At 64.7% G+C, this 13,639-nt stretch carries 15 protein-coding genes, 2 pseudogenes and 1 other annotated feature; of the genes and pseudogenes, 6 read left to right on the top strand and 11 right to left on the bottom strand.

The genetic code is table 11. From position 1 onward, the window contains the following. The first annotated feature begins 217 nt into the window (after positions 1-217). The 4 genes and pseudogenes from FHS98_RS10710 to FHS98_RS18840 all read left to right on the top strand — a co-directional run. A pseudogene (locus FHS98_RS10710) lies at positions 218-1,437 on the top strand (IS3 family transposase). Further along, positions 497-612, top strand: a sequence feature (AL1L pseudoknot). It overlaps the preceding pseudogene by 116 nt. A 250-nt stretch (positions 1,438-1,687) precedes the next feature. Continuing rightward, positions 1,688-2,347, top strand: a complete 660-nt coding sequence (locus tag FHS98_RS10715) for a prolyl oligopeptidase family serine peptidase (protein WP_167104273.1) — start codon at positions 1,688-1,690, stop codon at positions 2,345-2,347. Positions 2,348-2,459: 112 nt separating this feature from the next. Then, on the top strand, positions 2,460-2,786 hold the full coding sequence (locus tag FHS98_RS10720; RefSeq protein WP_167104276.1) for a TonB family protein: 327 nt from the start codon (positions 2,460-2,462) through the stop codon (positions 2,784-2,786). A gap of 6 nt (positions 2,787-2,792) precedes the next feature. After that, a pseudogene (locus tag FHS98_RS18840) lies at positions 2,793-2,970 on the top strand (helix-turn-helix domain-containing protein); the annotation flags it as partial. A gap of 186 nt (positions 2,971-3,156) precedes the next feature. Here the strand turns inward: FHS98_RS18840 and FHS98_RS10725 are convergent. After that, entirely contained in the window at positions 3,157-4,116 is a 960-nt protein-coding gene (locus tag FHS98_RS10725; RefSeq protein WP_167104279.1) for a LysR family transcriptional regulator, read from the bottom strand. A gap of 241 nt (positions 4,117-4,357) precedes the next feature. Here FHS98_RS10725 and FHS98_RS10730 point away from each other — a divergent pair, with 241 nt between their 5' ends. Next, positions 4,358-5,239, top strand: coding sequence for an NmrA family NAD(P)-binding protein (locus FHS98_RS10730; RefSeq protein ID WP_167104282.1), 882 nt, complete (start codon positions 4,358-4,360; stop codon positions 5,237-5,239). A 67-nt stretch (positions 5,240-5,306) separates the two neighbouring features. After that, positions 5,307-6,137 carry an aldo/keto reductase gene (locus tag FHS98_RS10735; protein ID WP_167104285.1) on the top strand — a complete coding sequence of 277 codons (831 nt, stop codon included), beginning with the start codon at positions 5,307-5,309 and terminating at the stop codon, positions 6,135-6,137. A gap of 739 nt (positions 6,138-6,876) precedes the next feature. Here the strand turns inward: FHS98_RS10735 and FHS98_RS10740 are convergent. The 10 genes from FHS98_RS10740 to FHS98_RS10785 all read right to left on the bottom strand — a co-directional run bounded on the left by FHS98_RS10740 (position 6,877) and on the right by FHS98_RS10785 (position 13,490). Continuing rightward, the gene (locus FHS98_RS10740; protein WP_243847985.1) at positions 6,877-7,488 is read right to left on the bottom strand and encodes a methylated-DNA--[protein]-cysteine S-methyltransferase; all 612 of its coding nucleotides are present in this window, start codon (positions 7,486-7,488) and stop codon (positions 6,877-6,879) included. Then, the gene (locus FHS98_RS10745) at positions 7,478-8,185 is read right to left on the bottom strand and encodes a 2OG-Fe(II) oxygenase (protein WP_208402232.1); all 708 of its coding nucleotides are present in this window, start codon (positions 8,183-8,185) and stop codon (positions 7,478-7,480) included. The genes FHS98_RS10740 and FHS98_RS10745 overlap by 11 nt, the downstream gene beginning before the upstream one ends. Positions 8,186-8,223: 38 nt before the next feature. Beyond that, the gene (locus FHS98_RS10750) at positions 8,224-8,787 is read right to left on the bottom strand and encodes a methylated-DNA--[protein]-cysteine S-methyltransferase (RefSeq protein WP_167104291.1); all 564 of its coding nucleotides are present in this window, start codon (positions 8,785-8,787) and stop codon (positions 8,224-8,226) included. 101 nt (positions 8,788-8,888) lie between these two features. Beyond that, positions 8,889-9,137, bottom strand: a complete 249-nt coding sequence (locus FHS98_RS10755) for a hypothetical protein (protein ID WP_167104294.1) — start codon at positions 9,135-9,137, stop codon at positions 8,889-8,891. Beyond that, positions 9,134-9,793, bottom strand: a complete 660-nt coding sequence (gene alkB / locus FHS98_RS10760; RefSeq protein WP_243847986.1) for a DNA oxidative demethylase AlkB — start codon at positions 9,791-9,793, stop codon at positions 9,134-9,136. The genes FHS98_RS10755 and alkB overlap by 4 nt, the downstream gene beginning before the upstream one ends. Continuing rightward, positions 9,780-10,421, bottom strand: a complete 642-nt coding sequence (locus tag FHS98_RS10765; RefSeq protein WP_167104297.1) for a hypothetical protein — start codon at positions 10,419-10,421, stop codon at positions 9,780-9,782. The genes alkB and FHS98_RS10765 overlap by 14 nt, the downstream gene beginning before the upstream one ends. Before the next feature lie 5 nt (positions 10,422-10,426). Next, positions 10,427-10,984, bottom strand: coding sequence for a DNA-3-methyladenine glycosylase family protein (locus tag FHS98_RS10770; RefSeq protein WP_167104300.1), 558 nt, complete (start codon positions 10,982-10,984; stop codon positions 10,427-10,429). Further along, positions 10,984-12,060: a bifunctional DNA-binding transcriptional regulator/O6-methylguanine-DNA methyltransferase Ada gene (gene ada, locus FHS98_RS10775; RefSeq protein ID WP_167104303.1), complete on the bottom strand. Its 1,077-nt coding sequence runs from the start codon at positions 12,058-12,060 to the stop codon at positions 10,984-10,986. Before ada ends, FHS98_RS10770 begins: the two co-directional genes overlap by 1 nt. 105 nt (positions 12,061-12,165) lie before the next feature. After that, positions 12,166-12,834, bottom strand: a complete 669-nt coding sequence (locus FHS98_RS10780) for a TMEM175 family protein (RefSeq protein WP_167104306.1) — start codon at positions 12,832-12,834, stop codon at positions 12,166-12,168. A gap of 188 nt (positions 12,835-13,022) precedes the next feature. Further along, positions 13,023-13,490, bottom strand: a complete 468-nt coding sequence (locus FHS98_RS10785) for an ester cyclase (RefSeq protein WP_167104309.1) — start codon at positions 13,488-13,490, stop codon at positions 13,023-13,025. Between the last annotated feature and the right edge of the window lie 149 nt (positions 13,491-13,639).

Below are 13,639 nucleotides of genomic sequence, written 5' to 3' on the forward strand. Positions count from 1 at the left end.
GTCAGATCCCCACGCGCCATCGCTGCTCCCCGCAAAGAGCTGCCTTGAATCAAACTTCAGGCCGTTTGGGAATCCACTTTGTCAACGCAACCTAGGTAACAGCCTTTCCAAAACGCCATCGCAATCGAGATTACGCCCGAGCACGAATGGCGGTTACGCGTAACTGAACCGCGCCGGGTTTGCCGGAGGCTCCAACTCCTGGGAAGGTGGAGCCTGTATGAGCAAGACGACGAACAAATTTGCGCCTGAGGTCCGCGAGCGCGCAGTGCGGATGGTGCTGGACCAAGAAGCTGATCATTCCTCACGCTGGGCTGCTATCGTTTCGATCTTAGAGAAGATCGGCTGTGTTCCGCAGACGTTGTTTGAATGGGTGAAGAAAGCCGAGGTCGATAGGCAAGCGGGCTGGCGTCCCGACCGAAGTTGCGGACAAGGTGAAGGCGCTGGAGCGCGAAGTCCGCGAGTTGCGGCAGGCTAACGAGATTCTCCGCAAGGCGTCGGCATATTTGCGCAGGCGGAGCTCGACCGCCCGTTCCGGCGATGATCGCCTTCATCGACGATCACCGCGATGCCTATGGGGTCGAGCCGATCTGCCGTGTTCTGCCGATCGCCCCATCCACCTACCACGAGCGCGTCGCGAAACGGCAGGATCCAACACGCCTGTCGACGCGGGCACGACAGGATGCGGCTCTCAAGCCCGAGATCGCACGCGTGTTCGCCGAGAACTTCGCGGTCTACGGCGTACGCAAGGTCTGGCGGCAGATGATGCGGGAGGGCTTTCCGGTCGCCCGTTGTACGGTCGCGCGGTTGATACGCGAGATGGGTTTGGCAGGTGTAATCCGGGGCAAGCCGGTTCGCACGACGGTCAGCGACAAGGCTGCGCCGTGCCCGCTCGATCACGTCAATCGCAGGTTCTATGCGCCAGCCCCGAACATGCTGTGGGTGTCGGACTTCACCTACGTCGCGACCTGGGCGGGGTTCGTCTACGTTGCCTTCGTCATTGATACCTACGCCAGGCGGATCGTCGGGTGGCAGGCCAGCAGGAGGGCGCATGCCAGTTTCGTCCTCGATGAACAGGCGCTGCATGATCGCCGTCCGGCGCACCGTGGCGGCCTCATCCACCATAGCGATCGTGGGTCGCAATACGTGTCTATCAAGTACACCGAGCGCCTCGCCGAAGCCGGGATCGAGCCGTCGGTCGGCAGCGTCGGAGATAGCTACGACAACGCTTTGGCCGAGACGATCAACGGCCTCTACAAGGCCGATGTGATCCACAGGCGCGGGCCGTGGCGCAGCTTTGAAGCCGTCGAATACGCCACACTCGAATGGGTCGACTGGTTCAACCACCGCCGCCTGCTCGAGCCCATCGGCAACATCCCGCCTACCGAGGCCGAAGAGCGATACTATGCCATGCTCGACGACACCCGCATGGCAGCCTAACTTAACCCTTGGAGCCTCCGACGAACCCGGGGCGGTTCATATCGTCTTCGGAACATTAGTCTGAGCTCGCCACCAGCGATGCCCTGATCGGCTGCCAGCTTCTCGCCCGATGCCTGATCTGCGCGCGCGAGACGCCGACGCATCCGCGGGTGATCGTCAGCCTCGACCCGGACACGGGGCATTCAACGACGATCTACGATCCCAATCCCGCCTTCGGACGGCTGCACGTCGGCCACGTCCAGCGGCTGCGATGGACGGACACGCAAGGCGTCGCCGGCTATGGCGATCTCGTTCTTCCGCCCGGGCATCGCCCCGGCGACCGGCACCGCTCGTCATTGTCCAATACCAGAGCCGCGGCTTCCTGCGTGGCGGGACCGGCGACGAATATCCGATCCATGCCTTGGCCAGCCGCGGCTTCGCGGTGCTGAGCTTCAACCGCGTCCGGCCCTATGCCAGCGATTCCGGCGCGCGCGACTTGGCCGGCTTCATCCGGATCGGCATGACCGGATTCGCCGAGCGCAGGCGCATGCTGTCGGCGATCGAAACCGGCATCGACCGGAGCATCGCATTGGGCGTGGTCGATCCCGCCCGGATCGGCATCTCGGGCCTCAGCGACGGCGCGGTGAGCGTCCAGTTCGCACTCATCAATTCAACCCGGTTCCGGGCGGCGGCGATGAGCTCGTGCTGCGACGATCCGAGCAGCGTCCACTTCGCCGCCGGCCTCGGTTACCTCAACGACACCACCGCCTGGGGCTATCCCGAACTGGGCACCGCGAATCCCACGTTCTGGCGGCGATACTCGCTCGCCGCCAATGCCGATCGCATCGACGTGCCGATCCTGCTCCAGCTTCCCGACGACGAGTTCCGCCTCGGCCTCGGTCCTTGCGTCGTCGGGCAATACGGCACTTGACCGTGGCGGCGCCAAAGCGCTGTCTCAGAACCGCTACGCGCCCGGGCGCGCACTGCACGGCTGCACCTATCACTACTATCGGCTTTCAGGAACGCCCGTTTCGGCACCTCCGATGCCGGCGGATGCCCCAGCCGACAACGGCGAGATCCCGGCCTGCTCGATCGATCCGAAGACGATCTCGACGCTGTTCAACGGGAATGCCTATCCGACCGCCGAGGCTGCCCGTCGGATTGAGGGTTATGCGATCGTCGGCTACGACACGGCGCCTTGGGGCGCGATCGGCAATGTCCATGTCATCGCGTCGGAGCCCGATCAGGCTTTCGGTCAGGCGGCAAGGAACGCGCTGTTCAGCGCCAAGATTCAGACCAGCGATGTCGGCCACGTCGGCTGCGTGCGCCGCGTCCGCTTCCATGTCCCCATGGAACGTCCTGGAGGCTGACCTTTGGTGGTCGACGGCATCGATTCGCTTACCAAGCGTGAGAAGGAGACGCTCAGGCTCCTTCTGGTCGGCCACGACGCGAAGTCGATCGCCCCCCCGTCTTGACCTGTCGATCCACACCGTCAACAAGCACCTTCGCGACGCGCGCCGGAAGTTGAAGGTGACGAGCAGCAAGGAAGCCGCTGGCACGGTTGCCGGCAGATCGTTGTAGGGGCTCAGCGTGACGGTCTGAACCGGACCGACCGCTGCAAACAGGATAATCGCCAAGAGCGATCTGGCAAAAATCCACCCGGTCCCGCCATATTTGACACTTTCCATCCGACTTCGCGTCGCGAGTATTGCCGATCCCCATTTGGCGATCCAGCAAAGCTCAATGATGCCGGCGACGCGCATCCGGTCGAGGTCTAGGCGCACGGCCGGCTATGGCCGCGTCCTGCGCCACGATGTCCCGCGCGAAGTCGACAAAGGCCCGAACCTTGGCCGGCGGCAGGTGTCGGGACGGGTGGTAGGCGTAGAGCGGAAATCGCTCATCAGCCCATTCCGGGAGAATTTGGACCAAGTCCCCACGGTCCAGCCAGGGACGCAAGCCGATCTCGAGGCTCTGGAAGACGCCCTGCCCGGCTACGCAGGCGGCGACGGCGACCGATGGATCGTCCATGTTCACGCGCCCCTGAAGGCTCACCGTCACGATCTCGGCGCCGCGATGGAATTCCCAGGCGAAGGGCCGCCCGGTCTGGGGATCGCGGAACAGCACGCCTTCGTGATGGGCCAGGTCATGCGGCGTCCGAGGCGTTCCATGCTGAGCCAGATAGCTCCGCGCGGCGCAGGTGAGAACCCGGGTGTCGCCCAGCTTGCGCACGATCAGCGAGGGGGCGTCCGGCGGACCAAATCGCACGGCGACGTCCATGCCCTTCATCATCTCCTCACGATGATTACTCACCGTCAGCTCCAGAGACAGGAGCGGATGGCGCGCCATGAACTCGGGGAGCCGCGGCGCCAGCACCATCCGCGCAAACCAGGGATCGACATTGGCCCGCAGGCGTCCGCAGATCGCCACCGCGGCGCCTGCAGCTTCCGTGGCGGCTTCCTCGAGGCCGGCCAGCAGCGGCATGACCTGAGCGTGGAAACGCGCCCCTTCCTCGGTGAGGGTCACGGCGCGCGGGCTGCGGTCGAACAGCCGGACGCCGACCCGCGCCTCCAGTCGCGCGATGGCCCGGCTGACGCCGGAGGGCGTCAGGCCCAGGGTTTCGGCGGCTCTAGCGAAATTGCCGGCCTCGTTCACCGCCGCCAGCACGCCGACCCCCGTGAGCAGCCGGGCATCGAAACTCATCTCGCTCTCCCTGCGACAAATCTGCGCCGGCGTCGCGGCGCGCTTCCCATCGGGTCGTCAGCCGGTGCTCGGATGATGACTCTATATCATCGAAACAGTGATTTTTATGCGCGTGCATCATCCTGAGTTTCGGGACTAAGGATCTCGCGCGGTTTCCGGATGGCGCGCCGGTAGGCCGCCACAGCGAACCCTCGGAAGCCCGACGTGCGGGTTTTCTCTCCAACTTCAAGGATGATGAGCCATGTACGCAATCACGGGAATTACAGGAAAAGTGGGCGGCGCCCTCGCGAGCGCGTTGCTGGCGGCGGGCCGGCCCGTCCGCGCCGTCGTGCGCAACGAAGCCAGGGGCACCGTCTGGGCCGCGAAAGGGTGCGAGTTGGCCATCGCCGACATGACGGACGCCGCGACGCTGACGACCGCCTTCCACGGCGCGGAGGCCGTGTTCATCCTGCCGCCGTCCGACTTTGATCCGCAGCCCGGCTACCCGGAGGCCCGCAAGGTGATCGACGCCGTCGTGACGGCGCTCGCCGCCGCGCGCCCCGGCCGCGTGCTCTGCCTGTCGACGATCGGGGCGGACGCTCCGCACGACAATCTTCTTTCCCAGCGGACGCTGATGGAAGCGGCGCTGCGCCGGCTCGATCTTCCGGTGACATTTCTGCGCCCCGGCTGGTTCATGGAGAATGCGGCATGGGATGTTCCCGCCGCTCGTGACGAAGGCGTGCTCAGAAGCTTTCTACAGCCCGCCGACAAGGCCTTCCCCATGGTGGCGACCGGCGACGTCGGATGCGTCGCGGCTGAGCTGATCCAGCAGAGCTGGACGGGCGAGCGGATCGTCGAATTGGAAGGCCCGGCCCGGGTGTCGCCCAATGATCTGGCCCAAGCCTTCGCCGAGGCGCTCGGCAGGCCCGTCAGGGTGGAGGTCGCGCCTCGCGAAACCTGGGAGGATCTGTTCCGGGAGCAAGGCATGCGGCACCCGATCCCACGGATCCGCATGATCGACGGCTTCAACGAAGGCTGGATTCGCTTCGGAGAGGATGACTCCCGGCGTGTCCGGGGGCGGACGTCATTGGCAGACGTGATCCGCGGTCTTGTGGCACACGTCGAGCCGGCCCAGCCCGCCTGAGGCGGGTCGCCGTCTCGACACGTCCCAACCCCGCCGCGCGGCGCTCACCTCAACAATGGAGGTTCACTTGGACACCATCAAAACGCAGGGCATCACTATCCCGCGCCTGGGCTTTGGCACATTCCGTATGCCGGGCGGCGGAGCGCAGCCAGTGGTTGAAACGGCCCTGGCCCTCGGCTTTCGGCATATCGACACCGCCGCCATGTACGAAAACGAAGCCGCGGTGGGAGCGGCCCTCGCCACCTCTGGTATCGCGCGGGATGAGCTTTTCGTGACCACGAAGGTATGGCACGACCAACTGGCGCCCGACGCCCTGCGGCGCGCCTTTGATGACAGCCTGGCCAAGCTCGGGATCGACTATGTGGATCTCTATATGGTCCATTGGCCGGCGCGGGATATGGACATGGCGACGACGCTGGAGGCCTTGATGGCCCTGCGTGAAAGCGGCCGCACTCGGGCCATTGGCGTGTGCAATTTCAACCTGCCGATGATCCGACGCGCCGTGGACGAGATCGGCGCGCCCATCGCTGCGCACCAGATCGAATACCACCCGTTCTTGGCGCAGACCGCCATGTTAGTCTATCTGCGCAGCCGGAGCATCCCGCTGACGGCCTATGCGCCCCTGGCCCAAGGCCGCGCCGCCAACAACCCCACACTCGCCGGCATCGGGAAAAAGCACGGCGCAACGGCAGCTCAGATTGCGATCGCGTGGTTGCTCGACCAGGAGGGCGTCATCGCGATCCCCAAGGCAGCGCGTCAGGAAAGCCAGCAGTCCAATCTCGATGCGCTCAAGATCCGACTGGACGACGAGGACCGTGCGGCAATCGCGAGCCTGCCGAAGGATCAGCGATACGTCCGGCCGCCCTTCGCACCAGATTGGGACGCCACGCGCGCCTGACCGCCACTGACCGGTCTGATCGCGGATTCAGGTCACAGCAACCAGGACACGCCAATCATCCTCGGCGAATCCGACACCGTCGTCTTCCGCCGCCGGGGACGACGGCGCAGATCACATTCAGGCCCACAGAAGCCAAGAGCGGCGGCTATCCTTATCTCACCCCGAAACCTGCCCGACTGCAACCGGCCAGCTCTGCTCGTAGATCGGTGTGGTCGAACAATCGCGCGAACGTCTTCTCCTGCCGTGAGCTGCCGTTCACCGCGTACGGCGGGAATGGCAAGAATGTTTCCCAAACTCGGGCGTTCCCGGGGCCATCGCCACCGTGCAAACCGCCGAAGACCAGACGGTCGGCAATGGGGGGCGGCTAAAGAGCGCCGCTATGGCCGACTTGAGACGCTCACCAGCCGGGCTGCTCGGCTCGGGATAGGGCCAATTTAATTGAAACTCTTTGAGCGAGGTCCGCGCGACGCCCCACGACCAACACTAGACCTTCAGCGGCTGGGGATTGAACGACCGCTCGTGCTGGAACCTGCCATTCGTCTCTTGCAAACCCGCCAGATACCAACGCGCCCCAACTGTCGCCGTTTAGCGCGCCTGTGCGAAGGCGAGCTATACGCTCAACTTGGTAACGTCCGTCCTCGCGGGTCGTTCAAGGCACTAAGCTGTTGCTTCCGGTGATTGACATGAGTGCCGGCCCTTTCTCCAGAATACATGGACTGAATACCAATTCTTGTGACGATCATTGATCCTTGGGCGGGACGAGTTGGAAGATCCCACGGCGTTGCTCACGTGCCAGTAGCTCGCGTTTCCGCTTGAAGCCCCAGCGGTAGCCCGAGATGGAGCCGTCCTTCTTGATGACGCGATGACACGGCACCAGGACCGCCACCGAATTGTTGGCGATTGCAGCAGTCACGTCGCGCGCGTCGCGTGTGCCGAGCCTGGCGGCGAAGGTGCCGTAGTTGGTGGTCTCGCCCGCTGGAATTTCGCGGAGCATTTCCCAGACGCCGATCTCATATGACGTCCCGCGCAGATCGAGCGGCATGCCTGGATCGAATCCCGGCTCTTCGATCGCGCGGGTCAGCCCGGCGAGGATGGTTGATAAATCCTCTTGGCTCTCCACAATATCGGCCTCGGGAAAACGGGCGCGCAGGGCCTGCTCCATTACCGGACGATTCGAGCCGAATTCGAGGGCAACGATCCCCTTGTCGGACAGGGCAGCCAGGAAGTTTCCGAGGGAACTCGTTCCCCATGCGAAGCGGATGGTCTCTTGCATCGTTTCCACCTTTTGATTTTGCCCGGTTCGGGCGCCGTGGTGGGAGACGCCGAACGTCTCCCCATCATCATGGTGCATCGTGGAAAATGATCCCGACGGTGTGGCGCGTGCCGGTGCGGACTCGGCTCACCCCGTGGCGCATGTTGACGCGATAGGTGCCACGCGTCCCCTGCACCGGGCGATTATTGACCGCGAAGGCGACGGCATCGCCTCGGCGAAGCGACACCACTTCGGCCCGGCTCTGCATGCGCGGCCGCTGCTCGGTCAGGACGAACTCGCCTCCGGTGAAGTCCTCGCTTGGCTCGGAGAGCAGGATCGCGACCTGGATCGGAAAGACAAGGTCGCCATAGAGATCCTGATGCAGGCAGTTATAGTCGCCAGGGCCATATTGGAGCAGCAGCGGCGTCGGTCGCACCTGGCCCGCTTCGTGGCAGCGCGCGAGATAGGAAGCGTGATCTTGCGGATAACGCTGGCCAATCCCCATCCTCTCGTTCCAGGCGTTGGCCAAACCGGAAAGGTGCGGAAAGATCGCCGTCCGCAGGTCGCCGATCAGATCGGGCAACGGATAGCTGAAATAGCGATATTCCCCTTTCCCGAAGCCGTGCCGGGCCATGACGACGCGGCTGCGGAAGTGGCTCTCGTCCGAATAGAGGCCGGCGATCGCCCGGCATTCGTCGGGCGATAGCAGCTTGGGCAGGATCGCGCAGCCGAAACCGTCGAGCTCGGCCGTGAGCGCCCGCCAATCATAGGCGGCGACCCGCACCTCCGCGGGCATCGCCGCGGAGACCGGGAGAGAGGAGGCTGCCGACGCGTTCACGCCTGCATCTCCTTCGCGATCAGGGCGCGTTTGCGCTCGACGCCCCAGCGATAGTCCGCGAGGCCGCCGTCGCTGCGCACGACACGATGGCAGGGAATGGCGAGCGCCAGCGGATTGGCGGCGCAGGCGCTAGCGACAGCACGAGCCGCGTGCGGTAAACCGATCCAGTTCGCGATCTCCGTATAGGTCGTGGTGGTGCCGACCGGGATCGCGCGCAGCGCCTCCCAGACGCGGCGCTGGAAATCCGTGCCGCGCATATCCAGCCACAGGTCGAGACCATCGGCGGGCTTGTCCACGAAGTGCGTCACCTTGGCGAGATCGTCATGAACGAGGCTTTCGTCCGGGGTCAGGTTCGCGCCCGGGAAGCGTGCCGCGAGGTCGACTTCCAGCTCGTCGCGATCGGTACCGATCAGGATCGCGCAAACCCCCTGCGCGCTGCGTGCGACGAGGATCTGGCCGATCGCCGTCTCTTCCACGGCATAGGAAAGGGTTGCGGTCGCGGCGCCCGGCATCGCCCGGCGCGTGGGCTTCGAGACGTTCTGTGCAGTCATCAGGGACATCGATCTAACTCCTTGCTCTGTGTTCCTGAGAGGAATTAGTCGGGCCTCGGACTGCCCTAACTCCGGTCCTTGCTTTTGAATCGAAGAATGTCGCCGCCCAGTCAGGCGACCCGGACGACGCGCCTGTCGGCAAGGAGATAGATCTCGCCCGACTTGAAGCGGAGCCGTATATTCCCGTTGTCGAGCGTGTCCCATTCGGCAGTGCCATCGGCGACCAGCCCGGCGACCCAACGCATCACGGCGGCCTTGTCGGGATCGCCCCGCGCGATTTCGGAGAAAGGATCGTCCGTCGCCCTGGTCCCGCAAAGCCGCCGTCGCGCGTCTACCTCGATCGGATCGCGCGGGATCATGCGAGCGCCTTGCGAAACGTCAGGTTGATGCGCCTGTGGCCAAGCAGCTCGTGGGTGCCCTCCTTCAGTTCGGCCACGCCATGATAGCGCAGACGCGAAGGGCCACCCCACACGACAACGTCGCCGTGCCGCAACGCGAAGCGCGTCACGGGATCGCCCCGCGTCAGCCCGCCGAACAGGAAGGTCGCCGGCAGTCCCAGCGACACCGAGACGATAGGATGTGCGAAATCATGCTCATTCCGGTCTTGATGCAAGGACAGGCGTGCGCCGGGCTCGTAGCGATTGACGAGGCAGGCGTCGGGGCGGAAGGCCGGATAGCCGGCCTGCGACGCCGCGGTAATCGCAAGGTCGAGAAAACAGTCCGGCATGAGCGGCCACGGCAATCCGGTCTCCGGGTCGATCGCATCATAGCGATAGCCCGTCCGGTCGGTGACCCATCCGGCCGCGCCGCAATTGGTCATGGCGACCGACATGCGGAACCCGCCGGGCGTGACCATATGCCGAAAGGGCGACCGGGTCGTGATACGGTCCAGCGCGACCAGCAACGCCGCCTCATAAGGCAGCGCGGCACCGCGCAGCAGCATGGCGCCGTCGCCGATGGTCTCCTGGGCCGGCTCGGGTGGCAGCAGACCGTCGAGCAGGTCAAGCATGGCCATGCCCCTCTCTTGGCGCGGCGATGGAAGGATGGAGCATTGGCCGATAGCCAGCCGCCAGCGCACCCAGCGTCGAGGGCGGCGTCAACAGCCCATCGGCCCGATCGAGCCGCCTCGGGTCCGCATAGCCTTCAGGCGTCCAGCGATATGCATGACCCGCGCGCAGCGTATAGGCGCATTCCCCCACTGCCACGACAGAGCCATCGGGGAGCGCATCCAGGGACGCCATAATGCGATGAACACGCTTGCGGCCGTCCGCGATCCGTTCCTGGTGCAGGATGCTGTCCATGGCCGCCGCGAGTGGACGAGGTTCGCTCCGGGCCGTCGCCCAGGCATTCCGGAATCGTTCGGCCGCTTCGCGCCGGCAGAGAAAGCAGGGACGATGCCCGGCCGCGAGCGCAATCGCCTCATCGAGGAAGAACAGTTCGGTCCAGCTCCGCCCGCCCATGACCGATCGGCGGCGGCTCCTATAGGTGCAACTGCAGACAAGCCACGCCTTGCTCGCCCAGCGGCGCTTCAGCAACGTCCTCGTCGCCGGATCGTGAAGGATGCCGCGATTGCCGGTGAACAGGCCGCGCTGGGCAATTGCGACGATCTCGCCGAAGGGCGTCACGCGGTTCTGGAGAGGCATCGCTACTATTCCAGCGCGATGCCGCATGCGGGGGGGGGGGGGGGGACGCGCCAAAGATACCAAGCCGCGACAGTGCGGTGCGGCGCCCACTGCTCAGCCGTTTTGCGCAATTCCCTGGGCTTGGGCTGCCCAGCCAGCGACTTGAGCACGCGATAGCCTTCCCGCACGCCGAAATCGTCTGCCGGCAAGATGTCGAGGCGTTCCAGCGAATACATGAGCAGCATCTCCACGGTCCAACGGCCGATACCCTTGATCGTCGCGATCTTGGCTGCGGAGAAGCCGCACCCACGCAGCGCATCGAATTCGGCATCCACAAGATGCTGCGGTGCCGGGAAGCCGCCCTCGGGGGCAATCGCTTTCAATCGATTGATCATGGCGTCGCCGGCCTTGGCGGTGAGCTGCTGGTAGGCAATCGCTCGGACGAGCGCCTCATAGGGCTCGCGCGCGGCCTTGGGATCGTGTCGGCAAGGTCCGACCCGGTCGATCAGCGCGGCCCAATCGTCATCGAGAGCCGCAAGGAACGCAGTCGATTCCGCATATCGCGCGGCCTCATTCAGGCCCATCACCGCATCTCGCGGTCGAGGAGGACGCGCTTGCGTTCGACGCCCCAGGCATAGCCCGACAGCGCGCCGTCGTTGCGGATCACGCGGTGGCAGGGAATGGCGACCGCGAGATTGTTCGCCGCGCAGGCGCCCGCGACCGCGCGAACGGATTTCGGCGAACCGATGGCCCGCGCCACCGCGGCATAGGATCGGGTCTCGCCGGTGGGGATGTCACGCAGCGCCTGCCAGACGCGCTGCTGGAACGCCGTGCCGCGGACATCGAGAGGCAAGTCGAGACCTGTGCCGGGCGCTTCCACGAAGCCGACCACCTTCGCGATCCGCGCCTCGTAGTCTGGATCGGCGCCAATCAGCCGCGCCTTCGGGAAACGGTCCTGAAGATCGCGGACCAGGGCCTCCGGGTCATCGCCGAGCAGGATCGCGGCAACGCCTTTGTCACTGGAGGCGACCAGGATGGCGCCCAGCGAGGTTTGCCCGACCGCGAACCTGATCTCCTCATGGACACCACCGTCGCGGTAGCGGGTCGGCGTCATGCCCAGCATGTCGGTCGATTTCTCGTAGAAACGCCCGCTGGAGTTGAAGCCCGCGCCATAGATCGCCTGCGTGACAGTGCTGCCGGCCGCCAGTTCCTCGCGCACCTTCTTCGCGCGATGCGCGGCGGCATAGTCTTTGGGGGTCAGCCCGGTCGTTGCCCTGAACAAGCGATGGAAATAGCTCGGGCTGCGGCCGACTGCTGCCGCCAATGCCTCCAGCGAAGCTTCTTCCTCGCTCTCCTCGATGATCCGGCACGCTCTGGCGATCAGCACCGCATTCTCGGCCTCGACCGTCAGCCCTTCCGGCTTGCAGCGCTGGCACGGCCGGAAACCTGTCGCCCTCGCATCTTCGAGCGTGTCGTGGATCTGGACATTCTTCGGATTGGCGGTGCGCGAGGGGCAGGACGGGCGGCAATAGATGCCGGTGGTCGCGACCGAGAACCAGAATTGGCCATCGGCACTTTTGTCGCGCGCGACGATGCGCGCCCAGCGCGGATCATCCGTGACGGAAGAGGATATGGGCTGAGGGGCTTTCGGCTTGGTCATTGCTTTGCACTTCTTACGCTTGTCTGCGGAGACGATGGCGTCGTTTTCGATTTTGCGCACTCCGATCCTTGACCTTGAATCGATCGTCGGATCGCGCGGCGGCTTTCAGCGCCCGGCATGTATGCCTTGGCTCGTCCAGGCGTAGAGGGCGACGACAGCGACGAAGATCGCGACCGCAAGCAAGGGATGAACGAACCAGCCCAACGCAGCGGCAATGGCGTAGAGCCCGATGCCGATGACGGGCCGCAAGACCTGGGCGACGAAGACCGTCCGTGGCAGGTGCGGCTTCATGAGTTCGGGATGCCGGTAGAGGTAGCGAAAGGCCGGAATCCAGGCCGCCGACATCATGGCGGCGATCAGGGCATAGAGCAGCGCGGCCGCCTTCTGGTCGGCGAGATCGCCTTCGCGAAAGGCATCGGCCAGCACGCCGGTCGAGAAAGGGATCAGCGCGGTGGTGCCGACGATCCCGAGATTGATCCAGTTGAACGACGGGTCGATCTTGCAGATCCGGTCGATCATATAATGATGGTTGAGCCAGATCACGCCGACATAGATGAAGGCCACCGCATAGGCTGCATAGGACGCCCATTCGGCCAGCAGTTCCGCGCCCAGATGCCCGGGCGCCGCCTGCGGGCGATGGATCTCCAGCACCAGCAAGGTGATGATGATTGAGAAAGCCGCGTCGCTGAAGCCGATCAGGCGGCCGGTTTCGGGTAGCTCGAAAGGTTCATATCGGCTGACCTGCGTGGTCTCGGATTCGATTGGCGTGGACATAACGTTTCCCCCTTCATTTGACGTCGGGGACTCTGCCTGCGGGATGTCAGACCCACGCTCCGGCCCTTGCTTTCAAATCGAATTCTGCCCCCGTCGATAGAGCGACCCTGGCTAGGTGAAACAAATCAGGCTCACGCGATTGCGCGAGCCTGATCCGGCGCCCGAAGGTTGTCGGACTGTCTATGGCTTTAAGCATCGGGAACGCCTGAAACGGCCGCGATCAGGCCGAGCTGGGTCAGCGCGGTGACGCCGTCGTCGAGGCCGATCTCCTCCACGATCTTGCCATCCACCACCTTGAGAACGGTGGTGCCGGTGAAGTGCATCTTGCGGCCGGTCGCCGCCGGCAGGCCGCCGACCAGGAAGTCGTCGAAGGCCGGCCCCGTATGGGTACCGCCGCCTTCCCACTGGCCGACGACATAGTCGCCCTCGGCAATCAGATCGGCCGTGCCCCAGAAATTGAGATCGGGGAAAGCCGCGCGGAAATCGGTCATGAACGCCTTGATGTCGTCATGGCCGCGGCGCGGCTCGTGCAGCGAATATCGAAGTAGCATATCCGGCGCGGCGATCGCGTCGACGACCGAAAGGTCGACGTCTTTGCCCCAGAATTCGGTGAACCAGCGAACAACGATGGCCTTGTTGCCTTCTTCCTTGCTCATGGAAATTTCTCCCTCGTGGGTGTCTCGCGAGGCACCTCGGAAAGTCCGCCGCGCCTAGCCGGGAGCTAGACGCGGACCGAACCGACAGAACTCCGGTTCTTGCCCCGCAATCGAAAGCTGGTTTGTAATCGAGAATGCGCTCGATGCTG

Origin of the sequence: Sphingomonas oligoaromativorans (assembly GCF_011762195.1) — a bacterium.
Classification (GTDB): Bacteria; Pseudomonadota; Alphaproteobacteria; order Sphingomonadales; family Sphingomonadaceae; genus Solisphingomonas; species Solisphingomonas oligoaromativorans.